Origin of the sequence: Brevibacillus laterosporus (genome assembly GCF_030489605.1) — a bacterium.
Lineage (GTDB): Bacteria > Bacillota > Bacilli > Brevibacillales > Brevibacillaceae > Brevibacillus_B > Brevibacillus_B laterosporus_E.
This window is the reverse complement of record NZ_JAUKFY010000007.1, coordinates 193450-217371: the sequence shown is the minus strand read 5'-3', so window position 1 is coordinate 217371 and position 23922 is coordinate 193450. Positions and strand designations below refer to the sequence as shown.

Genomic DNA, 23922 nt, shown 5'->3' with positions numbered 1-23922 from the left:
ATTGCATGGCGAAAAGTTCTTTCTAGAAAAAATTACACTACTAAAGGAACGATGTTTCTCGCATCTTTCTTTGTTACAATAAAAAGAAAGATGTGAAGACGAAGAGAGGGTACCGATGAAATTGGAGCAGGAGCTTTTAGAACGTTTTTTAGAAGAAGTAGTATTGGACTCACCTTCTCCCTATGACCCTGTGCAAGTCCTTTATGCTCCTCATCCATGGGAGATTGTTGGAACTGGTAATTATGCAGGTGTATTCGGTCATCCGGATTACCCTGACGTTGTTGTTAAACTATACGCCCCAGGAAAACCGGGAATCGAAGAAGAGAGTGAGGTATACCGTCGTCTAGGCGAATCGAAATATTATCCGATTTGTTATGAGAAGGGAGAAAATTATCTGGTAATAAAACGGATGCGAGGAATCTCGCTGTTTGATTGCGTCCGCTATGGCATCCCGATCCCTGAAAATGTAATTAAAGAAGTAGACGAGGCATTGGATGAGGCGAGAGCGAAGGGGTTATATCCCCAAGATGTACATGGTAAAAATGTTCTCATGTATCAAGGACATGCCTATATCATTGACGTGAGCGACTATATCCATCCGGGAGAAGATCGCAAATGGAAGGATATTAGAAGCGCATACTATCGGATTTATTACCCTTATCTTAAAGATCGCCGCATTAAGATTCCGTTATGGGTGCTTGATCTGGTGCGCAAAGGGTATCGCTTTTACCGGAAGCTAAAGGGATTGACCTCCTTGAAACATAAAGAGAGACATAAAAAGAGACATAAAAAGAGCTCTATCTAATAAACAAACAGGAAGTTATTGAAAAAAATTGCCCAACTGAATTTGCCTGTGGTACAATTTGCGGTGTTACTCTACGCCATTTTTGTAAGGAGGCTGTTATGTATTTATACTACATAATTGCGCTCGCGGTTATTGCCTTGGATCAATGGACCAAGCATCTCGTGGTGAAGTATATGGAATACGGGGAGTCAATTCCTTTGATTGAAAATGTGTTCCACCTTACTTCTCACCGTAATATGGGTGCTGCGTTTGGCATGCTCCAGAACCGTCGCGTGTTCTTTATTATTATTACTACTTTAGTTGTAATCGGGATTATCTATACTCTTTACAAACAAGGAAAAAGCAATCCGCGTATGTCCTTTGCCTTATCGCTTGTATTAGGCGGAGCCATCGGTAACTTTATTGATCGAGTTTCAACCGGACAGGTAGTGGACTTTTTACACGCGGTTATTATCAACTTCCCAATTTTTAATGTAGCCGATATGGCTATTACGTTTGGTGTAGCCGTGATGCTGATTGATATTTTTATGGAATCTCGCAAGCCATCACATTCTTCCAGCAAGTAAGAGCATACTACCATTAGAATGAATATATTTAGGAGCTTATAGATGACAGAGCAAACTTTCGAACGTTATGATTGGACAGTGGAAAAAGAAGAAGCAGGAGAACGCATTGATAAATTTTTGACCATGCAAGAAGGGGAATGGTCTCGTTCTCAAGTGCAAGCATGGGTAAAAGAAGGACGAGTTACGGTCAATGATGCTCCGATTAAAAATAATTACAAGGTAGCAATGGATGACGAGATCAGCTTGCGTGTGCCACCTCCAAAAGAGTTGAAGATCGAAGCGCAACCGATGGATTTAGACATTGTCTATGAAGATTCCGATGTCGTGGTTGTCAACAAGCCACGTGGCTTAGTCGTGCATCCAGCGTTCGGTCATTATACAGGAACATTAGTCAATGGTCTCATGTATCATTGCAAGGATTTATCAGGCATTAATGGCGTGATGCGCCCGGGTATCGTTCATCGCATTGATAAAGACACGTCTGGTTTATTAATGATTGCCAAAAACGATAAGGCTCATGCGAGTCTAGCTGCTCAATTAAAGGAACATACCGTTAATCGTAAATATGTGGCTTTGGTTCACGGAGAAATTCCGCATGAGATGGGGACGATTGACGCTCCAATCGGACGCGATCCCAAAAATCGTCAACAGATGGCGGTTGTCTTTGGCAACAGTAAGCCTGCTGTCACTCACTTTGTCGTATTAGAGCGAATGAAGGATTTTACCCTGGTGGAATTAAAGCTTGAGACAGGACGAACTCATCAGATTCGTGTCCACATGAAATATATTGGCTACCCGCTAGCAGGCGATCCCAAATACGGCCCACGAAAAACACTGGATATTAATGGGCAAGCCTTACATGCGAAGACACTAGGATTCATTCATCCGAGTACAGGTGAATACATGGAATTCGAGGCTGAACTCCCACAGGAACTGCAAGCAGAAATTCAGTTCTTACGTGAGCAAAAAGGGTAAACATAGTTGACAGATATAAAAAGGTATGACATAATCATTCGTAACAAAAGGTAACCTTTAAATCCAGTCCCGTGAGGCTGGCAAGGGCGACGGTGATTAACGCAGATATAGTTGGGATAGTTATGCCCTTCTTTATGTGCGCACGAAGCTTCTTGTCAGTGAGACAAGAAGCTTTTTTTGTGCCAAACCATCAGGAACAACACAAGCTAGCAGATAGTGGCCTCCCGAGTCTTGTAAAGGTCATCTACTTCTGCTGAAAGGAGCAACTCCAATGAACGAAAAAAGCATTATGATGGATGAAGCAGCTATTAGACGAGCCTTAACTCGCATTGCTCATGAAATTATTGAACGCAATAAGGGCGTAGAGGACTGTGTGATCATCGGCATTAAAACCCGGGGAATTTATTTGGCAGAACGCTTAGCCAAACGAATCGAGCAAATTGAGAATGTGAAGCTTCCCTTTGGTGAATTAGACATTACTTTATACCGAGACGATTTGACCCACAGGTCTTCAGACGCTGTTGTTCATGGAGCGAAGCTGCCTGAGATTACAGGCAAAAAGGTCATCTTGGTGGATGATGTGCTGTATACAGGACGTACGGTCCGAGCTGCTCTGGATGCCTTAGTGGATCAGGGACGCTCGAAGATGATCCAGCTCGCTGTATTAGTGGATCGTGGCCATCGCGAATTACCTATTCGACCTGATTATGTGGGCAAAAACCTTCCAACGTCCCGTTCTGAAATTATTGCTGTACAATTGCAGGAAGTAGATGGAACGGATAAGGTTTCACTGATGCAAAAAGAAGAATGAATCGACAACTATACATCGCCTCTTTAAGGCTAATCCCGTGAGGTTAGCAAGGGGACTCGATCTAACGCTGGAGGTATGCGTACCTCTGTGCTTGGACCTGCCTCTTTGTGTACCCGCGAAGAGGTTTTTTTGTGCAAAAAATTAAGAAAGCAGGGGAGAAAATGAGCAAACAAGATTTTGTAGACGTACATGAAACACCAGCTTTGACTCGTTTATTACCACTTAGTATTCAACACTTATTCGCTATGTTTGGCTCCACAGTACTAGTTCCAATCTTAACAGGTTTAGATATATCTGCCGCACTGATTGCCAGTGGATTAGGCACTCTGATTTTCATGATGATTACGAAGGGGAAAATTCCCAACTATCTTGGTTCTTCCTTCGCTTTCATCGGCCCCATCATTACCGTGACAGCAACATACGGGCAAGGGGTTGCCTTACTGGGCTGCTTCCTATCCGGACTTGTTTATGTCCTGGTAGCAGCAATGGTACGAAAATTCGGGGTAGGCTGGCTGGATCGCTTACTCCCTCCCGTTGTGATAGCTTCAATCATCGTGGTTATCGGTTTGAGCTTAGCAGGTGTGGCTGTAGATATGGCTACTAAAGTAACGGTAGAAGGAAAATCAGTAATCTCGCTGACTTCAATTGAAATCTCCTTAGTCACATTGCTGGTAACCATTATCGCTGCAGTTATGCTGCGCGGCTTCTTGTCACTGATTCCCATCCTGCTTGGAATCATTGGCGGGTACGGCTATACAGCTCTGCGACATGCGGATTTAATTGACTGGGCTTCCATTACAAATGCTCCACTTTTGATCAGCCTGCCAGAAATGTTTTCGCAACACTTGCATGTAGGCCTGCTGACAACTGCCATGATGGATAAAGGAGCATGGTTATCAGCTCTGATTATTGCACCGATCGCGTTTGTCTCCTTAACCGAACATCTAGGCCATTTATTGGTAACAAGTAAAATTATGAATCGTGACTTAATGAAGGAGCCTGGTTTGCATCGAAGCTTGCTAGGTGATGGTGTAGCTACCGCGGTTGCCGCCTTTATCGGTGGACCACCTAGTACGACTTATGGTGAGAACATGGGTGTTTTAGCAATCACAAGAGTTTATAGTCGAGCAGTTATTGCCCTAGCCGCAGTATTCGCGATCTTATTCTCCTTCTGCGGAAAAATCAGCGCGTTTCTTCTGACCATCCCAACGCCGGTACTGGGTGGCGTCTCCATCGTACTGTTCGGGATTATCGCTTCCCAAGGCTTTAGGATGTATGTTGAAAATAAAGTTGATTTTGCGAATAAACGCAACATGATTATCGCTGCTTCCATACTTGTAACGGGAATCGGCGGGTACAAAATTAGCTTCGAGGGAGTTACCTTCTGGCAAAGCTTCCTAACGAACCTAACGATTGATAATGTAGCATTCTCAACCTTCATAGGAATTTTTCTGCATGCGATCTTGCCTGGAAAGGAATCTGCGATGGGCGAGGCGCACAAGGATCAGATAGAGTCAGCAGCATAAGCATTATGACAAACCATACGGGCAAAGGAGTGGGGAATAATGAAAAATCTGCTGGGAATCAAACACCTTGGTACAGATGAGATCGAAGCAATCTTGCGAGAGGCCGAATATTTTGCAGCTAGGCCAAATGAACATATCAACCTCTTACAGGGACGATTTGTAGCAAACTTATTCTTCGAAGCAAGTACGCGTACCCGCTTTTCCTTTGAAGTAGCGGAAAAACGTTTGGGAGCTCATGTACTGAATTTCAGCGATAGCAGCTCTTCTACTACCAAAGGTGAGACGATTTATGATACTTTGCGAACGCTTGAATCCATGGGAGTAGAAACAGCCGTTATTCGCACCGGACAAAATGGATTATTTAATGAGCTTGCGAACGAACCAAATTTAAATCTGCACCTTGTAAATGCAGGGGAAGGCACGATGGAGCATCCAACGCAATGCTTGCTGGATTTGCTTACAATGAAGCAACATCATGGGGGCATTCAAGGGTTACAGGTAGCGATAATTGGCGATTTACGCCATAGCAGAGTGCTCGGCTCTCATCTAGATGCACTGCCGAAGCTCGGGGCCAAACTTATGATTACAGGACCAGATCAGTTGATGCGGGATCAGGCAACCTTGCCAGAAGGTGTACGAGTGGTAGGGATGGAGGAAGCGATAGCAACGGCGGATGTGGTGATGATGCTGCGAGTGCAGCTAGAACGTCATACCGGCCAGCTCTTTGCTTCTAAAGAAACGTACCATCAGGCTTATGGATTAACTAGAGAACGCGCAGCCATGATGAAGCCAAATGCCATCATTATGCATCCGGCTCCTTTTAACAGAGGGGTGGAGATTGATGGGCAACTGGTGGAGGGCAAGCAATCAGTTATTTTCCCGCAAGTTACAAATGGAGTAGCTGTTCGAATGGCTGTAATCGCGAAATTGATGACAGGAGGAATAAGGACATGGGAATCATCCTTAAAAATGGCAAACTGCTAAACGAACAAGGTGAACTTTCGATTAAGGATCTGTTAATTGAAGAAAATCGCATTGCTAAGATCGAGAGCAACATTGAAGAAGCAGATCATGAAGTGGTGGATTTGAACGGACACTTCGTAGCCCCAGGTCTAGTGGATGTACATGTGCATTTCCGCGAGCCAGGATTTGAAGCGAAAGAAACCATCGTAACAGGCGCTCATGCAGCAGTGGCAGGCGGTTACACTACGGTAGCCTGCATGCCAAATACACGCCCAGTGATCGATAATGTAGAAACAGTAGAATTCGTGATTCATAAAGCAAAACAAGCAAACCTGGCGCGGGTTTTACCCTACGCTGCTATTACCGTACGTCAGCTTGGGGTGGAGCACACAGACTTTGCGGCTCTAAAGCAAGCTGGAGCCTTCGCACTAACTGATGATGGGGTAGGAGTGCAATCCACGAAAATGATGGTGGAAGCAATGCAAAAGGCGAAAGCGTTAGGAATGTCTGTAGTTGCTCATTGTGAAGATAACGATTTGTTGCCTCCCGGTGCAGCATTACATGATGGAGTGACAGCAGCTAAGCATGGGCTGCCAGGCATCCCGTCTGCTTCAGAAGCTGTGCATGTCGGCCGAGATATTCTACTAGCAGAAGCAACGGGGGTTCACTATCATGTATGCCATATCAGCGCAAAAGAATCCGTGCGACTTGTACGTGACGGGAAACGTGCAGGTATCAACGTTACCACGGAGGTAACCCCGCATCACCTACTGTTATGCGACGAGGATATCCCGGACAGCCTAGATCCTAATTGGAAAATGAATCCACCGCTTCGCTCTCGTGAGGATCGTGACGCATTGATCGCCGGATTAAAGGAAGGAAGCATTGACATTATTGCTACCGATCATGCACCGCATACCTCGGAAGAAAAAGCAAAGGGATTAAAGCGGGCTCCATTTGGAATAGTTGGACTAGAAACAGCATTCCCACTCCTTTATACGCATCTTGTAGAAAAAGGAGTACTCACCCTTGCCGAGCTGGTAGACAAAATGGCTGCAAAACCAGCGGAACTGTTTGGGCTGCCCTATGGAAAAATAGAAGTAGGAGCAATTGCTGACTTGGCAGTGTTTGATCTTACGACTGAGAAAAGCATTAATCCCGATCATTTTAAAAGTAAAGGAAAAAATACACCATTTGCAGGTTGGGTATGTAAGGGATGGACTGTACTCACTATGGTAGATGGAAAAATCGTATACAACAACAAGTAGGGAGAAGGGGGATAACGGCATGAAAGCGCGTTTGATATTAGAAGACGGAACGATTTGTGTAGGAAAAGCGATGGGGGCCACCAATGAAAGCATTGGTGAGGTAGTATTCAACACAGGATTGACAGGCTATCAAGAGGTATTATCCGATCCCTCTTATTGTGGACAGATCGTCGTCATGACGTATCCCTTGATTGGTAACTATGGGATTAATCGCGATGATTTCGAGGCGGTTCATCCGTTTATCCATGGCTTTGTTGTACGAGAACATTGCGATATGCCAAGCAATTGGCGCTCGACACAAACCCTGCACGAGCTCTTGCAGGCATATGAAATTCCGGGTATTTCCGGCGTGGATACGCGAATGTTAACACGTAAAATTCGTCATTTTGGAACCCTGAGAGGATTAATTACAACCAGTGATCGTCCAGCCGAGGAATTGCTTGCGCAGTTGAAAAGTGCGGATGTCATGACCAATCAGGTTGCTCAGGTATCAACAAAAAGTATTTACTCCAGTCCAGGTAACGGTGATCGTGTCGTCTTAGTAGACTTTGGCTGCAAGCATGGCATTATGCGGAAAATGTCCGAGCGAGGATGCGACATTGTAGTGGTTCCGCATAACGTCACCGCAGATGAAATTCGCCGACTGCAACCAGATGGCATCTTGCTGTCTAACGGTCCAGGCGACCCTAAAGATGTACCGCAAGCTATTCAGATGGTGAAAGAAATTCTCGGAGAATACCCATTATTCGGAATATGCTTAGGTCATCAGTTGTTTGCTCTGGCAAGCGGAGCTGACACGGAGAAATTGAAGTTTGGTCACCGTGGCGGGAATCATCCCGTAAAAGAATTGCTAACTGGACGTACATATATCACGTCCCAAAACCACGGCTATGCTGTAAACGAAGCTTCCATTATTGGAACAGAATTAGAAGTGACCCATCTTGCTCTAAATGACGGGACGATTGAAGGATTGCGCAATGTGAATAAGCAAGCATTCTCTGTTCAATACCATCCAGAAGCAGCACCTGGACCGTATGATTCAGGCTATTTATTCGACCAATTCCTAGACATGATGAAACAATCCAAGGAGGAGAAATGGTATGCCAAAAATAGATAATCTGAAAAAAATTCTGGTGATTGGCTCTGGTCCTATCGTGATTGGACAAGCGGCAGAGTTTGACTATGCAGGAACACAGGCTTGCGAAGCATTAAAAGAAGAGGGGATGGAGGTGGTTCTAATCAACTCCAACCCAGCTACGATCATGACAGATACGAATATGGCTGACAAAGTATACATTGAACCAATTACTCCTGAGTTCGTAGCCCGAGTCATTCGTCAGGAAAAACCGGATGGATTGTTACCAACCTTGGGTGGACAAACAGGATTGAATATGGCAGTAGCTTTAGCAGATATGGGTGTACTGGAAGAAGAGAATGTTAAGCTGCTCGGAACAAATCTAAGCTCGATTAAACAAGCAGAGGATCGCGATTTGTTCCGCTCTCTCATGCAGGAGTTGGGCGAACCGGTACCAGATTCTGCAATTGTAAGCTCGGTAGAAGAGGCGCTTGATTTCGCTAATGAGATTGGCTATCCAATCATTGTTCGCCCGGCTTACACACTCGGAGGAACCGGTGGGGGTATCTGTGAAGATCAGGCCTCGTTAATTGAAATTGTCACAAGCGGCCTGAAATATTCCCCGATTACGCAATGCTTAGTGGAAAGAAGTATTGCAGGAATGAAAGAAGTAGAGTATGAAGTAATGCGTGATGCTAACGACAACTGTATCGTGGTCTGCAACATGGAAAATATTGACCCAGTTGGCGTGCACACAGGTGACTCAGTCGTTGTCGCTCCGAGTCAGACGCTATCTGATCGTGAATATCAAATGCTGCGCTCCTCTGCATTAAATATTATCCGCGCGTTAAAAATTGAAGGCGGATGCAATGTTCAGTACGCGCTTGATCCCGTTAGCTTCCAATATTATGTCATCGAGGTAAATCCTCGCGTCAGCCGTTCTTCAGCCTTAGCGTCAAAGGCCACAGGGTATCCGATTGCTAAGATGGCGGCAAAAATCGCTATTGGCTATACACTGGATGAGTTAAAGAATCCGGTGACCGGTCAAACCTACGCTTGCTTTGAACCAACCTTAGATTATGTGGTTAGCAAAATTCCTCGCTGGCCTTTCGATAAATTTCAATCCGCAAATCGCCGTCTTGGTACACAAATGAAAGCAACGGGCGAGGTAATGGCGATTGGACGTAGCTTTGAAGAATCCATGATGAAAGCGATCCGCTCCTTAGAGATTGGAAGCTACCATTTGGAACTGCCAGAGGCGAGAGAGCTTACTGATGAGGAATTGGAGCAGCGTTTGGTAATCGCAGATGATGAACGCCTGTTCTTGCTGGCAGAAGCAATGCGCCGCGGCTATCATATCTCTCGGATTCATCAATTAACAAAGATCGACCTCTTCTTCCTGCAAAAGTTCTGGAATATTGTCGCTTATGAAACAACATTAGCCGAATCTGGATTGACTCAGGAAGCTTTGCATGAAGCAAAACGCCTTGGCTTTACCGATCGAAAAATCGCAGAATGTACAGGACAAAAGGAAGAAGAGATTTATAACCTACGTACACAATGGAGAATGAAGCCTGTATATAAAATGGTTGATACTTGCGCTGCCGAATTCGAAGCGCAAACACCGTACTATTACTCGACCTACGAGCAAGAAAACGAATTTATTGATACAGGGAAAAAACGTGTCATCGTACTAGGCTCTGGTCCGATCCGCATTGGCCAAGGAATTGAATTTGACTACTCAACAGTCCATGCGGTCTGGGCTTTGAAGGAGGCTGGGTACGAAGCCATTATTGTCAACAATAACCCAGAAACGGTATCAACCGATTTTAATACCTCCGATCGTCTTTACTTTGAACCGCTGTATATAGAGGATGTCATGCACATCATCGGGCAAGAGCAGCCAGAAGGTGTTATTGTTCAATTTGGAGGACAAACAGCGATCAATCTTGCTGATAAGCTTGCTAGACGCGGTGTCAAAATTCTAGGAACCAGCTTAGAAAATATCGATGCAGCTGAGAACCGTGAGAAGTTTGAGGCCCTGTTGCGAAAGCTGGATATCGCTCAACCGCCGGGTAAAACGGTGACCTCTGCAGAGGAAGCTGTGGTTGCTGCTGACTTATTAGGCTTCCCTGTGTTGGTTCGCCCTTCCTATGTCTTGGGAGGACGAGCGATGGAAATTGTTTATAACGAAGAAGAGCTAATCTCTTATATGAAAAAAGCAGTAAAAGTAAATCCAGAGCATCCTGTACTGATTGATCGCTATATGCTAGGGATTGAAGCAGAAGTAGATGCGATTTGTGATGGGGAGAATGTGCTGATTCCAGGTATCATGGAGCACATCGAGCGTGCAGGGGTTCACTCAGGCGACTCTATCGCTGTATATCCGCCGCAATCTTTATCAGAGACAGTGAAAACGGAGATCATCGACATGACTACGAAGCTAGCACGCGCTCTCTGCATCAAGGGCTTGCTCAATATCCAATTTGTCATCTATAAAGGCAAACCTTACGTCATCGAGGTAAACCCGCGCAGCTCCCGTACCGTTCCATTCCTGTCTAAGGTAACCGGAATTCCAATGGCGAACATTGCAACGAAAGCAATTCTTGGTTGCAGCATTCTCGACCAAGGATTTGCTACAGGCTATCATCCTGAGGAAAAGACGGTTTCTGTAAAGGTTCCTGTCTTCTCCTTCACAAAACTACACCGTGTGGACATCACTTTAGGTCCTGAAATGAAATCCACCGGGGAGGTAATGGGACGTGAGACTACTCTAGCTAAAGCTCTTTACAAGGGATTGCTGGCAGCTGGCATGAATATTCCAACCAAAGGAACACTTTTGGTGACGGTAGCTGACAAGGATAAGGAGGAAGCGTTGTCGATTACGAAGCGTTTCCAACAGCTTGGTTTCCATCTGCTAGCTACGGATGGAACTGCTGATTATTTAGAGCAGGCAGGCTTGTCCGTCCGTCGTGTACAAAAGCTATCTGAAGGCACACCGAACTTACTGGATGAAATCCGTACAGGTCAAGTAAATCTTGTGCTTAACACCTTAACGAAAGGTAAAACACCACAGCGCGATGGATTCCGCATTCGTCGTGAGGCCGTAGAGAACGGAGCAGTCTGCTTGACATCTTTAGATACAGCGAGCGCTATCCTGCATGTTTTAGAGACAATCACATTCTCTACAGAGGCAATGCCCAAACAACAGGTGGGAAAGGTACTGGTAAAACAGTAACAAAGTAGAGTTGATTAAAACGGGGGCGTGCTCATCAGGAGCACTCCCCTCCTATATGTGGACAATGAGGGAAAACAACGGAGAGGAGCGTTCACACATGGAATTATCCTTAATACAAGATCATTCGTTAGATAAAGTCGATGAACGGATTATCCTAGCGCTGGATTTTCAAACAAAAGACGAGGTAGTAAACTGTCTTGCTAGCCTAGAAAATCAAGTGCGTTACGTGAAAGTTGGCATGGAGCTGTTTTATGCAGAAGGATCAGCAATTGTATCGCTGTTAAAGGAACAGGGATTGAAAGTGTTTGTTGATTTGAAAATCCATGATATTCCCAATACAGCCAAAGGCTCAATGAAAAGCTTAGCTAAGCATGGGGCTGATATGGTGAATGTGCATGTAGCTGGTGGATTAGCTATGATGGAAGCGGCACGAGAAGGCTTGGAACAAGGTACCTCCGCCGGCAGTGCATCGCCATTGCTGATCGGTGTAACCATGCTGACGAGCAGCAGTCAGCAGATGATGAATGAGCAGATTCTCATTCATGGCAGATTGGAAGAGACGGTTGCTCATTATGCATCCTTGGCTAGTCAAGCTGGGCTGGATGGTGTTGTTGCTTCTCCCTTGGAAGTACCAATCATTAAACAAGTCACTCGAACAGATTTTTTGACCGTAACACCAGGCATTCGTACTGTTGGTTCCGCCTTTGGAGATCAAACCCGCGTAACTACGCCAGTAAAAGCATTTGAGTTAGGTACAGATTATATCGTAATCGGTAGGTCCATTACGCAGGCAGAAGAACCTGCTAAAGCATGGGCTGATATGATGAAAAGCATACGGGAGGGAAAATAGATGAGTACAACTATTGCAAAACAAGTGGCACAGCATCTCTTACGAATTGGAGCTGTACATCTTCGTCCTGAAGAACCATTTATCTGGACATCCGGCATTGCTTCACCGATTTATTGCGATAATCGTATCACGATGACGTATCCAGAGGTTCGTAGCTTTTTAGCAGATACTTTTGTTCAGATCATTCGTGAAAGGTTTCCTGAAGCAGAAGTCATTGCTGGAACAGCGACAGCGGGAATTCCTCATGCAGCCTGGATTGCTGATCGTCTGGGATTGCCAATGATATATGTACGCGATAAGGCAAAAGGTCATGGCCGCCAAAACCAAATCGAGGGGCGTATTGCTGCCGGTCAGAAGGTGGTCGTGATTGAAGATTTAATTTCCACAGGGGGCAGCTCCATCAAGGCAGCAAAGGCTGTTGAGCTGGAAGGGGCTGAAATACTAGGAGTAGTCGCTATTTTTAGCTACCAATTTAACGATGCAGAACGTGCTTTTGCCGAAGCAAATTATCCATTGTACACGCTATCCAACTACACGGCACTCTTAGAGCAAGCAAAAGATAATGGAACAATCAATGCCGAACAAGAAAAAGTTTTGTCCCAGTGGAAAGAAAAGCCGCACACATTTTATCAGGAGCAGGCTTTAGAAAAGGAATAAAATGTTGATGGGTGGGACGACTGTAGCGTAAATGAAAAAACTGACCCCAATTAAAGCGTGGGGTCAGCAAGCGTCCTAACGAACAGACTATTCAGTTGATTATAAAGCGGGCTTATGCCCGAATGAGCGGTGTAATGGAAAATCCACTTATCTCAATAAATACTTTGCATGTGATGAACCAAGCTTTTTCGCGTTTTTATCATCAATCTTTGCTTCAATAAATTCTATCCCTGCTTTTTCTAATCGAATTCGATTAGAATGAAAATCATGGAAATCAACTAAGACAGGCTGCTTACTTTTCTTCATTTCGTGAAGTTGAAGGTTTACTTGGACGTTGAAGAAGGTTTGAGTAATAGCTTGAGTAGCCCCTACTAGCAACAGGTTTATGGAAAGCGTACAAATTAAAAGCCAGCTTGCGTGCTTCGTAAACGGTTTCTCGGATTCGAAGCCTGCCATTGCGATGAGTACGGGGACAAACCACAATTGCGGAACATATCGCGCCCACCAGCTTTCTGGATTTATAAATACTGTCAACAGAATGATCCCGCTTAGTATAAACACAGGCTTCGCTAATTTCCTGCTTCGAAGAAAGAGAGCAAGTGAGACAACACAGGTTATTAACACAGCTCCTCCAAACAAAGGTCCAAACCCCGCTACACGCGCATCAGCCCCAATAAAAGCTTGAAATTCGTCAAAGGATACGGTAAATGGCCACTTCATTGTACTTTCATTCGGTCTTGTAATATTTTCCGACTTAGCAAATAAAGATACAAAAAACTTTTCGAATGGATTTTTTCCTTTGAAGTCGGCTGGACTGTTAGCTGTCATAATATCGACAGCATGTTCACCAGCTAACGGATAAAATGGATGGCCCTTCGCTAAGAAGTTAGTAACGTAAGGATTGTAACCAACGATTGCTACCGCTACAAGACCGCACGCTACAAGCGAAAGCAAAAGCTTTTTCCAATGTCTGTGCTTATCGTACAGGAAAAATAGAACGAGCAATCCACCGCATAAAAGAACGGCGTATACCAGAGCGGTAAATTTAATAGCCGTTAGCAGGATGATGGCCGAGCATAGCCCTGCTAAAATCCATGCGTTAAATCGCTTAAATAAGAGATACCCCAAGGAACAAATGATGAGTACAAGCGATGCCAATTGCCCATCAATGTAAAAGGTGACAAGCTGTGCTATAACGACTGGATTGCAGGCCAAGAGCAGGGAGAACAAGACAGCTCGCCTTTTTTTCTCTGGATAGGCTTCAAGAATTGCCGCTACACAAAGAAAAAATGAAGCAAACAAAAGAATAAAGTTAAACATTTTGCTGCCTTCTATGTCATCCGTCAATTTGTACATGACGGCATCAAGCATCCACGGGCCTTTTGTGTAATGATTAATCCAAAGATAAAAGGGAGTTCGCAGGCCTTCCTCGCTTGGATTGTCGATCTTTTGGATATCTGCGATGTTCAGCAAAGGCTGGTCATGAACAGGATTCCAGCCATTCTTTAATAAAATGATTGCCTCTTGATGGTACGTTTGTCCATCCCATGATAGATCATAGGCAGCGGTACTAACATACCAGCTTATTCCAAAAATCAATCCCAATCCCATTAATAAAGACAAAAACATGGTTGCCCTGCGCGTGGTAAAAAATGTATATGTCATAGCCAGGAGGCAGACCATGCTTGCACATACAGCCGCCCAGAAGCTAGCTGTTGAGATGGACACACCAAGTAAAAATAAAATCGATGCAGAAAGTACGACTCCTATTAAAAATAGGAGTAAGACAATTCCTATCACAAGAGAGACGTTAGATGTTCGGCTCTTCATATGTATTCTAGTCCCCCCCTAAGCTGAGTAGTTCTGAAACGATTGGTGACATCAGATACAACAGCAGTCCTACTAGCGCACCTAGAATAATACCGCCGAGGATTTCCCATTTTGTATGTCCCATGCTTTCGCGCAGAATTTCTTTTTCTTCAGCAGTGGCATGCTCTTTTACCAATAGGTTAATAGCGGTAGCATGCTTGCCGACAGCTCTTCGCAATCCGGTAGCATCAATAATAATGATAAAGGTAACAGCCACCCCTAGACCAAAAATAGGGGTGGCAAAGCCTTCGTGAAGTCCAATTAAGCTGACCGTTGTTACCATTACAGTTGTGTGTGTACTAGGAAAGCCGCCATTTCCGATTTTATTCCTTGCTTCTTTCCCATATCGTAAATAATTAATCATAAATTTAATCGTACCGGATACTAACCAGCCGATAAATGGTGCTAAAGCGTATAACATAAACATTTCCTCCGAATCGATACTAAGAACGTGAAATGACAATGACGCCAATAACAATAATAGCTAAACCGATTAAGCGGACACCTGAGAGGGGTTCCTGAAAAATCCACATAGAAAGCAGGGCTACCAGAACATAACCCAATGCAGCCATAGGATAAGCGTAGGAGAGCTGCACCTTTTCAATGGCTGCAATCCAGACAAACGCTGAAATTCCATAAAGGCCAAGCCCCACCATAATTGGAATATTGGTTAGATATTGCAGTATTTTCATCAAAAACACATCGCTTTTTCCTGAAAGACCAGAGGCTCCCATTTTCATAGCGACCTGCCCGCATGCACTAAGAATGACTGAAATAAGGATAAGAACTTGCGATGGCATAAATGTTTACACAACCTTTTATCTCGTTTATTCAAAAATTAGGATAATACTAGCTACTGCAATCACATATAGTAGGACCGTAATCAGAATCGGTTTGTCCTCTACCAGCACTTTTTCAGGGGTTCCTCCTTTGTTGCCCATCATAATCAAGTAAAGATAGCGGAAAATACCAAAGACCACAAACGGAATTGTCCACATAAGCTGAATGGTTCGTCCTGAAGTAAAAGTAAACAAGGAGTAGCTGATAATCGTTGCTGAGGTTACAATCGTATTTAATTGATTTAATAGATCTATTGAATATTTTTCCAATACTTTGCGATGACTTCCCTTTTCCTCTTGTAGCAAATAGAGCTCATGGCGACGTTTACTAATCGCTAAAAATAGGGAAAGCAACATTGTACACAGCAAAAACCACGGAGTAAATGGAGTGCCGATCATTAGGCTGCCACCGATTGCTCTGAGCACAAAACCAGCAGAAATAATCATAACATCCAGAATAACCACATGCTTTAATGCAAAGGAGTAGGCAACATTAATCAAAAAATAAAATAATAAAACACTGCCAAACCACAAATCGAAGTGAAATGCAGAAAACAAGGAAGTTATCAGCAGGCCACACCCGAATGCTAGTCCCAGAAAGGGGTTTAATGCTCCTGAAGCCATAGGACGATATCGTTTTTCGGGATGTTTGCGATCGTTTTTGATATCAGCAAAATCATTTATGATGTAGACACAACCTGAAACCATGCAAAATAGAAAAAAGGCTATCAGTGATTTGCCAAGCAGGTGAATACTGACTTTATGTAGAGAAAATAAGAGGGCAGCAAACACAAGCAAATTTTTTGTCCATTGATGAGGACGTAACTGGAGAAGGAGTAAAAGGAAAATATTTTGTTTTGAAGCTATTCTTTCTTTTAGTTTAATTGAATTAGATAACACGTATAAATCCCCTGTCTACTAGTAATATACCTCTTATAATTGACGAAAATTGTCAAAAAACCGTTACATAATTCGGGTTTTGAAATCGTCAGAGTAAGAGTAAATGTGAAAGTGTTTCTTACCCGTGCATCTCTCTATTAAACCACATTCTGCATCAAAAACCACGCATAATGAAGATAAAAAACGCATTTTTTGCCTAAAATTGCATCCATAAATAAAATCAAAAAGCGGGCTACCAAGCAGGAGAAAACATGCTTTGGATAGCTCGCTTTTGTGTAATTTCAAATTGGGAAGCATAGGTTATTTGATCAGTCTTTTATACATATAGAGCATGGCAACTCGCCACGGCAGAATCATGCCGTAAGCTAGGACAAAGAATAAACCTGCTGTCTGCATCGGAGTAAATGTATCACCGACCCAGATTTTAATCCCAAGTCGAATTACTAGCAGAACAAACAAAATCACGATAAACGCATTGGAACGACGCAAAAAGATATGATTCCCTACTTGTTCAAAGCGGGAAGACAAAATGAGCGGAATAGAGAACAAACACCCAATAAAGAAAGCGATAAAATCATAGCTGATGGGTGTTGGTACACCCGGATAATGAAACATAGCAAACCCTGTAGACATAGCTACGGGTGGGATAATGATCTTACGTGTAGATATAGGTTTTTTTGCTGAACGCAACCGAACAAGAATGACAGTGGTCGCCATGAATAGACCAATCAGTATGCTAACGACTGTAGGGGAGATGCCAAGAATTGTATTCATTGTTTTGTACGGCTCCCTTCTCGATTCACCCTAAATATTTACCTTTTAACTTATGTCTATACTACAAAAAAAGAAGAGGCGGTGTAAATACACCCCTCTTCCTACGTTCTGGAAAGCACAAAATATAAGAGCAGATATGGTTATGCCATTTTAACAGGTGGTGCTTCTGTAACCTGTCTGACATCCAGAGCATGCCGCTTTCCATAGTAATAGGACAGAGCACCGACAATAAGGGAAGCAAAGCCCATTACGAAAAGGTACGCGTGAATACCCATTAAATCTAGGCACAAACCTGTACCAGCCAATGCTAGCAGGAACCAGGTCCGATCCAGCATGGTTTTAAAGGAGAAGAAGCGTCCGCGTGATTCGGCAGGCAATTGCTTTTGGAACAGGGTGGCAGTAAGCGGCACAACCGTCCCAAAACAGAACCCGAATAGCGTATAGGATAAAAGCAATGGAACCAAGCCATACGACAGAGCCATCCCGATTTGAGACAGAGCCAGCAAAAATAGAAAAAGAGTTGATGACATGACTAGATTGGTTTTTCCAAAAAAGCGCTTAACCAATACACCTGCAATGAGCGCTGTGAGTCCTTCAGTTGTATAAATCCAGCCCATCAGCCCGGGTACTGCAAGCATTTCACTGAAATTGATAACTAATAGATTGGAGCCACCTACAAAATACGAGACAACCAATGCATTTGTAAGACCAAGGCTTAATGTTCGATCTGATTTAAGCAGGGAAAAAACCTCTCGAAAAGGCATTTTAATAACCCTTCCAGCCGTTTTTAATGAGTTGATTACAGGGATATGAACAGGAAGAATAAAAAGAATAAGGACAAAATAGCAAGCTAGTGTAATGCTATAAAGCGTCCAGAGCTGCATAAAACCAATTAGGATCCCACCGATCGCCGTTCCGCCGATTCTTGCGAGTGTGGAAGCATTTACATAAAATCCGTTGGCACGAAGCAATTCTTCTGAGGGGACGATTAACGGAATAGATGCTTGAGCGGCTGGTTGATAAAAAGTGGCGGCCAATTGGATAAAGATCGACGAGGCGATCATCCAGCCTACAGAGTCGTAATGAATCGCAAATAGCATACAAACGGGAGCTAAACATCGTATCAAAGTTGCATAAAATAACACGTTCTTTTTGGAAAAACGATCAATCCATTCTCCTGCTTTAGGAGAAAAGAACAGACTGACAAAAAGCCCAACCATCAATAGTAATCCCTTCAAAAAATCGGAATCGAATAAATGTTGCAAAAATTTTAGGTTCCCGATGATTCCAATCCACATCCCTGTACCAGCTATAACCTCACCTATAACCAAGCATAAGTAAGATTTATTCCGTGATAAAATAATGACCACCCCTTACCTTGAATGTGTAGTTAAAATGTTCAGTGTTATTATTATACCAATATTTACATAAATAGGCATATCTTATTTATGGCTTTTTTCTTATCTATGCGCATTAGTTATTTTTCATTCATTACAAATAGAAAGAGAATAAACGTCACACACTAGAGTAGAAATCTGGGGGGAGTGAGTGTTTGCATGCATACAAACAAAACTGACAAACAAAGAAGACAGCCTTTATTAATGCTTATATGCTATAGCTGCTTTGCTACCCTCACTATATTTTATGGATTAGTTGAAAGGCATAGCTTACTTATTACCTTTATTGGCTTTCATCTTGTAACCTGTCTAATCATCCCTATTTTTCATGCCTATTGGGAAGGAGATCTGGCGTTAAAGTGGCGAGAAGCATGGGGCTTGCATAGACATCAGAAAAGAAAGCTAAAAGGAATTTGCTGGGGCATTATCTCGGGTGTTTTATTGTTTATCCTGATTTGCCTTGGATTTTATCTATTGCTATGGACAGGGGTATCCGCAGAGTGGATGAGAAACAAGCTATTTTCTTGGGGATTAACCGAAGAAACAAAGTGGTGGTTTGCCCTATATATGACTATTGGCAACTCTCTTTTTGAAGAAATGCTGTGGAGGGGCTTTCTGCTCGAACGCCTACTTTATAATATGCAGCTATTTCATGCCATTTTACTTAGCAGTTTTTTTTATTCCCTGTATCATTGCATCATTGGAGTAACTTTGTTCGGTATAAAGGCTGGGCTGGTTGCTACGTTTCTGGTTTTTATGACTGGTGTGTTTTGGGGATGGTTAAGGAGAAGGTATCAAAGCATTTATCCCACATGGATCAGTCATTTATTTGCTGATTGGGCTTTGATGTACATGGTGCTACGAAATGTCCTGTAAAAAAATCCCCTAGCCAGATGTGGAAACTCTCCAGCTAGGGGAACGATATTCCTATAATAGCAGTTCTCACGCATTTATTTGTTCTGTCTTTTCTTTTGAGTGAGGCTAAGCTGGCGCTCCATGATAACCTCGTTACGGTCACGCAGGGTATGCTTGTGTACAAGATATTCATCAGCAGGGATATCAACACTGCCAAAGGTTAATCCGCGATGATTGGCCAGCTCCCGGCACTGCTTCAGCAGGCCTTTGTCAGCTAAGGGAAGATTCAAGCTGACATAAGGTTCCTTCGCTAATACAGATTGCAGACGTTCTTGCAGAAGCTGTGTAAACAAATTTACGTCTAATCCTAAATGATGTAGCTCAGCCTTATTTGAAATCGCTAAGGAGGAGGCATTTTGCAGTAATTTAGTTGCTCCATTAAAATTGCCCCGGCGATGATGATAGAGAGCAACGGCAACCTGAATGAGACATACCCAGGTAGAGGTGCGTTTGTCTGGAGGAAGTGATTTCCAATATTCCTCTAAAATCTCATGACATTCAAAATAATCTCGATCAGTATGAAAATGCAGTAGAAATGCTACATAAGCAGAAGGATACATTCGATTCGCTCCTGTTAATCCATGTTTTTCTTTATTATAATAGATGGACTCCCCTAATGTAGAGCGGGAATACAATTCGTTTAGATAAAGGTGGATAAAAAATGACTCAACAAGAAATAGTAGATACACTAAAAGAAAGACGAATGACGGAAATTCTTGAGCTTATTGAGGATGCAAAATCAGGCGATCTAGAGGAATTAGAGCTGGTGGAGAGCCTCGGGCTATTAGCAGATGAAACATTAAATAAAGAAGTAATCCGTTTGTTAGAGGAGCTTGGGGTAACGATCATCTATTTAAGCGGTGATGAAGAAGATGAGGAAGAGGACGAAGACGACGAGGTTTAAGCCGAAAGTGTGAAAAAAGAAGAAAATGAAAAAGGCACATGCCGGTATCAGGCTGTGTCTTTTTCATTTTTATACAAGAAGCTAGGCTTACTTTTGTGTCCACACACGATTTTTATTTCGGGTAGCAGGGAATTTCTCTCCCTTTTTTAAGGAAATTATCATGGGATCCTCTACACCTGACCCTGTTTCTCCAATTTCAATATAGACCTGATTTTTCGGTGATTTTTCTCCTTCACGAAACCGGCTATGTTCACCCATGCTTCCGTCACTCCTTCTTCGTATGTTATCACTAGTATCTCCTCATACAAATAGGCTCATGTACATCAAAAAACGCCAAAAAATAGACGATTGTCTCCGGTATATTAGCTGATTTTCATTGCACTAGACACCTGTACCAATCACAAACATTGATTTGTACATAATTTGGTAACGTATCAGAAAAAGAAAGGATGATGAGTTTATGGGTTGTGGTTGCAGAAGAAGAAGATCCCATTGTGGTCGTTGTGGAGGGTATCGTGATTACGATGGCTATGGCGGCTACGGAAATTGTTACACAAAGAAGCATTGGAAAAAAGTTTGCAAATGTGTACCTTACTATAAAACAATATGTGAAGCACCTGCTTATGACGGGTATGGCGACGGTTACGGCTACGGACACCACTGCGGACGCCGCCATCATCACCACCACTGTCATAAAAAATGCTAGTTAATGCTTAAGGGGAGAGGCGCTTTAAGGCGCTTCTCTTGCTTTTTTCGGTAGAGATGATGACAGAGAGATACCCTTATAAAATAAACCCCCTGTCTCCCGCCTAATACGCATCTGAAATATCAGTAACAGAAGCCTTGTCCGGTATAAACAGAAGTGATATGATAGACCTATATAATTCTTTAGTAACATTTGTATAAAAAGTTGATTCCACTCGGTATTTGTGATAGGATTTCAAATACATATGATGTGTAGCATATTCCTGCGATGTGCGTTGAGCTAATATGTTTTTAACCTTAAGTGTTTCTAGGGAGACAGAACGCTGTTACCTAATGTCAAGCCCACCTCCTCTACGGGACGATGGGAAGGCAGAAGGGCGGCTGAGTCACCCACCTGGTCTTTCAGGTTAAAAGAAACATGTATAGCAAGACGGCAGAGCGGGGCGTTATACATACGAAACAAAAAGCCTGAAGCAATTGCTTCAGGCTTTTTGTATAAGTAAGTGTTATTCTCACTGATATTGCTGTTTGTTTTTGTCCTTTTGGTTGTTCTTTTGATCTTTGGACGAGGCCTTTTTTGATTTATCCTGTTGTTGATTTCCTTGCTGGCTTTGCTGACCATTCGGATTTTCAATACTTACGATTGTGAGCTGCTGCTCCAAATCTGCTTGTTTCTGAGCGTCTGTTACGATCTGATACATTTGCAAAAATGTCGCCTTTTGCCCCTCAGGAATTCCTTTGATTCGGACAACCATCTCTTGTGGTTCCTGTTGTTGCTGTGATTTATCTCTTGATTTGCCAGTTTCCTGTAAAATATCCCCGCCAAGAAAACTGAGAAAATTACTGTCGTCATCGCGATGATGATCCTGATCCTGATAATTCTGTTCGTCTCCATTTTGCTTTCCCTGTTGGTCTTGCTTCTTTTTTTTATCCGGTTCGAACAGAATGCTGAATTCATTCAGGTCTGTTTGGACGATTCCAATTACTTCCACATTTTCACCCTCGTTCACTACAATAATCTACCGCTTCTGTCATATATGTAGTATGAAACGGAAGCAGTATAGATATGCAGTCTGTGTAAAGAACAAAGGTGAATGCGTGGACCTAGTATTATTTTTGTTCTGCTGCCGAATTGTTTTTTAACGCAGCGACTAAGGTCGCATCTGGAGTAACAAATAACGTTTTTTGCTGGTCATAGACTACATAGCCGGGTTTAGCACCACTTGGTTTTTTTACATGTCGAATCAAGGTGTAATCGACTGGCACTTTACTGCCTTGTTGAGCTTTACTGAAATAGGCAGCAAGCATGGCTGCTTCAAATAAGGTTTGATCGCTTACTGTGCGTGATCTAATGACCACATGGGAACCAGGGATGTCTTTGGTATGCAACCATGTCTCATAGCTAGCCGCTAATTTATTAGTCAAATATTCATTTTGTTTATTATTTTTTCCGACTAACAGCGCGACACCATCTGAGGAATAGTACGTATCGAGCTCAGGCGCAGTCTCTTTTTTCTTTTTAGAACCGCGTTTATTTCGATTGCGCAAATATCCTTGCTCCACTAACTCTTCCCGAATCTCTTCTGCTTCTGCTAAGCTAGCGTGAGCCAATTGTACGAGAATGCCGTCCAAATAGATGACTTCCTGTTCGGCCAAGCTGATTTGCTCTGCTATGAATGTCAGACTTGCTTTTGCTTTGTTATATTTTTTATAGTAAGCTTGCATGTTTTCCGACGGTGTTTTTAACGAATCCAGCGGTATGACAATTGTTTCCGCATTTTCACTGTACCAGTTGGTGGCGATGAGCTCAGTATCTCCTTTTTTGACCTGATGCATATGAGAAAGAATCAGTTCACCGTAGAGGCGATAGCGTTCGGCCTCATGGGCATCCTCGATAGAATGGTGTAGCTTTTCTATTTTTTTCTCGTTTTTGTGCTTTTCATTCGTTACCAATCGCAATAAATCCTGTACCTTTTGCTTAACCACGTCTCGCATGGCTTTATGCTCATAAAATCGTTGTAAGCATTCGCTGATTGACGCGAAGGTCTCGCTTTCCCTGACACCCAGATGTGAAAGAGAGGTTATAGAGAAGGCAGTTTTGTCGTTGGTTGTCTCAATCACCGGCTCATAGCGGTGAAGATTCATTTGTTCCATCAAGCTGGAGAACTGATGCCAAATTTCATCACGGGTAGGCAGTGCTGCTCGAGAAACAAGCTCTCTAGCTACCAAGGGACTAAGACCGCTGAAACGCTCGACAAGCTGTTTGTCCAGCTTTCCTTCATTCCATTGAAGAGCCATCACAAAATCCTGCTCACTTGCAGTTAATGGATTCAGCTTATTTTGGGCAGGAGGAGCTGTATAAGCTCGACCTGGCAATACCTGACGATACTGGCTGACGCCGTGAGAAACATGATGGATGCCATCCAGAATCATGTCAGTTTTCACATCTAACAAAATAATATTACTATGACGGCCCATGATCTCAACCACAATTCGTTTTCTGGTTGTATCTCCTAGCTCATCACGAGACTTCAGATCAATGTAAATTACACGTTCCATTCCATCCTGCGTGATGGCCTCAATTACCCCATTTTCGCAATGCTTCCGCAATAACATACAAAACATTGGAGCTTCCTTTGGATTCATAAATTCCTCTGTTGTCAAATGAATGCGGGGATAGGTTGGATTTGCTGAAATTAATAATTTTAACGTTCCCTGGGTTGACCGCACCTGCATAACGATATCGCTTGGATGCGGTTGATGTATACGCGTAATGCGGGCTCCTACAAGCATGGATAGCTCATGGACGACCGCTCTAGTTACTAATCCGTCAAAAGCCACATTCTTCACCTCTTGCTTCCTCTACCTAGCAGTAGCTATTTCCT

24 protein-coding genes and 1 other RNA gene are annotated in these 23922 nt (G+C 43.2%); 15 read left to right on the top strand and 10 right to left on the bottom strand.

Annotated elements, in window-relative coordinates; genetic code table 11:
- The first annotated feature begins 115 nt into the window (after positions 1–115).
- The 11 genes from QZ995_RS10535 (at position 116) to pyrE (ending at position 12734) form a co-directional block, all read left to right on the top strand.
- The gene (locus tag QZ995_RS10535; RefSeq protein ID WP_301806409.1) at positions 116–805 is read left to right on the top strand and encodes a serine/threonine protein kinase; all 690 of its coding nucleotides are present in this window, start codon (positions 116–118) and stop codon (positions 803–805) included.
- A gap of 98 nt (positions 806–903) precedes the next feature.
- On the top strand, positions 904–1371 hold the full coding sequence (gene lspA, locus QZ995_RS10530) for a signal peptidase II (RefSeq protein WP_031413516.1): 468 nt from the start codon (positions 904–906) through the stop codon (positions 1369–1371).
- A 42-nt stretch (positions 1372–1413) separates the two neighbouring features.
- Positions 1414–2346 carry an RluA family pseudouridine synthase gene (locus tag QZ995_RS10525; RefSeq protein ID WP_301806405.1) on the top strand — a complete coding sequence of 311 codons (933 nt, stop codon included), beginning with the start codon at positions 1414–1416 and terminating at the stop codon, positions 2344–2346.
- 271 nt (positions 2347–2617) lie between these two features.
- Positions 2618–3157 carry a bifunctional pyr operon transcriptional regulator/uracil phosphoribosyltransferase PyrR gene (gene pyrR / locus QZ995_RS10520; RefSeq protein WP_031413519.1) on the top strand — a complete coding sequence of 180 codons (540 nt, stop codon included), beginning with the start codon at positions 2618–2620 and terminating at the stop codon, positions 3155–3157.
- Positions 3158–3318: 161 nt separating this feature from the next.
- Positions 3319–4683, top strand: a complete 1365-nt coding sequence (locus QZ995_RS10515; protein WP_301806478.1) for a solute carrier family 23 protein — start codon at positions 3319–3321, stop codon at positions 4681–4683.
- 39 nt (positions 4684–4722) lie between these two features.
- Positions 4723–5667, top strand: coding sequence for an aspartate carbamoyltransferase catalytic subunit (locus QZ995_RS10510; protein WP_301806399.1), 945 nt, complete (start codon positions 4723–4725; stop codon positions 5665–5667).
- Positions 5634–6914 carry a dihydroorotase gene (locus QZ995_RS10505; protein ID WP_301806395.1) on the top strand — a complete coding sequence of 427 codons (1281 nt, stop codon included), beginning with the start codon at positions 5634–5636 and terminating at the stop codon, positions 6912–6914. Before QZ995_RS10510 ends, QZ995_RS10505 begins: the two co-directional genes overlap by 34 nt.
- Positions 6915–6933: 19 nt before the next feature.
- On the top strand, positions 6934–8031 hold the full coding sequence (locus tag QZ995_RS10500; RefSeq protein WP_301806393.1) for a carbamoyl phosphate synthase small subunit: 1098 nt from the start codon (positions 6934–6936) through the stop codon (positions 8029–8031).
- On the top strand, positions 8015–11227 hold the full coding sequence (gene carB, locus QZ995_RS10495; protein ID WP_301806390.1) for a carbamoyl-phosphate synthase large subunit: 3213 nt from the start codon (positions 8015–8017) through the stop codon (positions 11225–11227). The genes QZ995_RS10500 and carB overlap by 17 nt, the downstream gene beginning before the upstream one ends.
- A gap of 97 nt (positions 11228–11324) precedes the next feature.
- Positions 11325–12077: an orotidine-5'-phosphate decarboxylase gene (gene pyrF / locus QZ995_RS10490; RefSeq protein ID WP_301806387.1), complete on the top strand. Its 753-nt coding sequence runs from the start codon at positions 11325–11327 to the stop codon at positions 12075–12077.
- Complete coding sequence (gene pyrE / locus QZ995_RS10485; protein WP_301806385.1) at positions 12078–12734, top strand: orotate phosphoribosyltransferase; 657 nt, start codon at positions 12078–12080, stop codon at positions 12732–12734. It begins immediately after the preceding gene.
- Between the two features lie 147 nt (positions 12735–12881).
- Here the strand turns inward: pyrE and QZ995_RS10480 are convergent, their stop codons facing one another.
- From QZ995_RS10480 to QZ995_RS10455, 6 genes are all read right to left on the bottom strand, one after another.
- Positions 12882–14564 (bottom strand): hypothetical protein, encoded by a 1683-nt coding sequence (locus tag QZ995_RS10480; RefSeq protein ID WP_301806382.1) that lies wholly within the window; start codon positions 14562–14564, stop codon positions 12882–12884.
- 7 nt (positions 14565–14571) lie between these two features.
- Positions 14572–15024 carry a divergent PAP2 family protein gene (locus QZ995_RS10475; protein ID WP_301806380.1) on the bottom strand — a complete coding sequence of 151 codons (453 nt, stop codon included), beginning with the start codon at positions 15022–15024 and terminating at the stop codon, positions 14572–14574.
- Between the two features lie 22 nt (positions 15025–15046).
- On the bottom strand, positions 15047–15403 hold the full coding sequence (locus tag QZ995_RS10470; RefSeq protein WP_301806378.1) for an EamA family transporter: 357 nt from the start codon (positions 15401–15403) through the stop codon (positions 15047–15049).
- A gap of 27 nt (positions 15404–15430) precedes the next feature.
- A complete protein-coding gene (locus tag QZ995_RS10465) occupies positions 15431–16342 on the bottom strand; it encodes a decaprenyl-phosphate phosphoribosyltransferase (RefSeq protein WP_301806376.1) in 912 nt (303 codons plus the stop codon).
- A 300-nt stretch (positions 16343–16642) separates the two neighbouring features.
- A complete protein-coding gene (locus QZ995_RS10460; RefSeq protein WP_301806375.1) occupies positions 16643–17116 on the bottom strand; it encodes a CcdC family protein in 474 nt (157 codons plus the stop codon).
- Positions 17117–17256: 140 nt separating this feature from the next.
- Positions 17257–18486, bottom strand: coding sequence for an MFS transporter (locus QZ995_RS10455; RefSeq protein ID WP_301806373.1), 1230 nt, complete (start codon positions 18484–18486; stop codon positions 17257–17259).
- Positions 18487–18672: 186 nt separating this feature from the next.
- Here QZ995_RS10455 and QZ995_RS10450 point away from each other — a divergent pair, with 186 nt between their 5' ends.
- Positions 18673–19389: a CPBP family intramembrane glutamic endopeptidase gene (locus QZ995_RS10450; RefSeq protein WP_301806371.1), complete on the top strand. Its 717-nt coding sequence runs from the start codon at positions 18673–18675 to the stop codon at positions 19387–19389.
- Positions 19390–19463: 74 nt separating this feature from the next.
- On the opposite strand, the gene QZ995_RS10445 is transcribed toward QZ995_RS10450, so the two are convergent.
- Entirely contained in the window at positions 19464–19988 is a 525-nt protein-coding gene (locus QZ995_RS10445) for a DUF309 domain-containing protein (RefSeq protein WP_301806370.1), read from the bottom strand.
- A gap of 101 nt (positions 19989–20089) precedes the next feature.
- On the opposite strand from QZ995_RS10445, the gene QZ995_RS10440 reads away from it, so the two are divergent.
- Positions 20090–20332 (top strand): hypothetical protein, encoded by a 243-nt coding sequence (locus QZ995_RS10440; protein ID WP_064018683.1) that lies wholly within the window; start codon positions 20090–20092, stop codon positions 20330–20332.
- An 87-nt stretch (positions 20333–20419) separates the two neighbouring features.
- Here the strand turns inward: QZ995_RS10440 and QZ995_RS10435 are convergent, their stop codons facing one another.
- Complete coding sequence (locus QZ995_RS10435; protein WP_064505009.1) at positions 20420–20590, bottom strand: YjzC family protein; 171 nt, start codon at positions 20588–20590, stop codon at positions 20420–20422.
- A 191-nt stretch (positions 20591–20781) separates the two neighbouring features.
- Between QZ995_RS10435 and QZ995_RS10430 the strand changes: the two genes are divergently transcribed.
- The gene (locus tag QZ995_RS10430; RefSeq protein WP_301806364.1) at positions 20782–21042 is read left to right on the top strand and encodes a hypothetical protein; all 261 of its coding nucleotides are present in this window, start codon (positions 20782–20784) and stop codon (positions 21040–21042) included.
- A 252-nt stretch (positions 21043–21294) separates the two neighbouring features.
- Positions 21295–21486, top strand: a non-coding RNA gene (ssrS, locus tag QZ995_RS10425) — 6S RNA.
- Positions 21487–21549: 63 nt separating this feature from the next.
- Here ssrS and QZ995_RS10420 read toward each other — a convergent pair.
- The gene (locus tag QZ995_RS10420) at positions 21550–22029 is read right to left on the bottom strand and encodes a hypothetical protein (protein ID WP_301806362.1); all 480 of its coding nucleotides are present in this window, start codon (positions 22027–22029) and stop codon (positions 21550–21552) included.
- Between the two features lie 118 nt (positions 22030–22147).
- Positions 22148–23878, bottom strand: a complete 1731-nt coding sequence (locus QZ995_RS10415; protein ID WP_301806475.1) for an Rqc2 family fibronectin-binding protein — start codon at positions 23876–23878, stop codon at positions 22148–22150.
- Positions 23879–23922 lie beyond the last annotated feature (44 nt).

What these genes read in the sequence shown, in the direction of transcription:
- QZ995_RS10535 (WP_301806409.1), top strand. Translation starts at nt 116, where the DNA reads ATGAAATTGGAGCAGGAGCTTTTAGAACGTTTTTTAGAAGAAGTAGTA.
- lspA (WP_031413516.1), top strand. Translation starts at nt 904, where the DNA reads ATGTATTTATACTACATAATTGCGCTCGCGGTTATTGCCTTGGATCAA.
- QZ995_RS10525 (WP_301806405.1), top strand. Translation starts at nt 1,414, where the DNA reads ATGACAGAGCAAACTTTCGAACGTTATGATTGGACAGTGGAAAAAGAA.
- pyrR (WP_031413519.1), top strand. Translation starts at nt 2,618, where the DNA reads ATGAACGAAAAAAGCATTATGATGGATGAAGCAGCTATTAGACGAGCC.
- QZ995_RS10515 (WP_301806478.1), top strand. Translation starts at nt 3,319, where the DNA reads ATGAGCAAACAAGATTTTGTAGACGTACATGAAACACCAGCTTTGACT.
- QZ995_RS10510 (WP_301806399.1), top strand. Translation starts at nt 4,723, where the DNA reads ATGAAAAATCTGCTGGGAATCAAACACCTTGGTACAGATGAGATCGAA.
- QZ995_RS10505 (WP_301806395.1), top strand. Translation starts at nt 5,634, where the DNA reads ATGGGAATCATCCTTAAAAATGGCAAACTGCTAAACGAACAAGGTGAA.
- QZ995_RS10500 (WP_301806393.1), top strand. Translation starts at nt 6,934, where the DNA reads ATGAAAGCGCGTTTGATATTAGAAGACGGAACGATTTGTGTAGGAAAA.
- carB (WP_301806390.1), top strand. Translation starts at nt 8,015, where the DNA reads ATGCCAAAAATAGATAATCTGAAAAAAATTCTGGTGATTGGCTCTGGT.
- pyrF (WP_301806387.1), top strand. Translation starts at nt 11,325, where the DNA reads ATGGAATTATCCTTAATACAAGATCATTCGTTAGATAAAGTCGATGAA.
- pyrE (WP_301806385.1), top strand. Translation starts at nt 12,078, where the DNA reads ATGAGTACAACTATTGCAAAACAAGTGGCACAGCATCTCTTACGAATT.
- QZ995_RS10480 (WP_301806382.1), bottom strand. Translation starts at nt 14,564, where the DNA reads ATGAAGAGCCGAACATCTAACGTCTCTCTTGTGATAGGAATTGTCTTA.
- QZ995_RS10475 (WP_301806380.1), bottom strand. Translation starts at nt 15,024, where the DNA reads ATGTTATACGCTTTAGCACCATTTATCGGCTGGTTAGTATCCGGTACG.
- QZ995_RS10470 (WP_301806378.1), bottom strand. Translation starts at nt 15,403, where the DNA reads ATGCCATCGCAAGTTCTTATCCTTATTTCAGTCATTCTTAGTGCATGC.
- QZ995_RS10460 (WP_301806375.1), bottom strand. Translation starts at nt 17,116, where the DNA reads ATGAATACAATTCTTGGCATCTCCCCTACAGTCGTTAGCATACTGATT.
- QZ995_RS10450 (WP_301806371.1), top strand. Translation starts at nt 18,673, where the DNA reads ATGCATACAAACAAAACTGACAAACAAAGAAGACAGCCTTTATTAATG.
- QZ995_RS10445 (WP_301806370.1), bottom strand. Translation starts at nt 19,988, where the DNA reads ATGTATCCTTCTGCTTATGTAGCATTTCTACTGCATTTTCATACTGAT.
- QZ995_RS10440 (WP_064018683.1), top strand. Translation starts at nt 20,090, where the DNA reads ATGACTCAACAAGAAATAGTAGATACACTAAAAGAAAGACGAATGACG.
- QZ995_RS10435 (WP_064505009.1), bottom strand. Translation starts at nt 20,590, where the DNA reads ATGGGTGAACATAGCCGGTTTCGTGAAGGAGAAAAATCACCGAAAAAT.
- QZ995_RS10430 (WP_301806364.1), top strand. Translation starts at nt 20,782, where the DNA reads ATGATGAGTTTATGGGTTGTGGTTGCAGAAGAAGAAGATCCCATTGTG.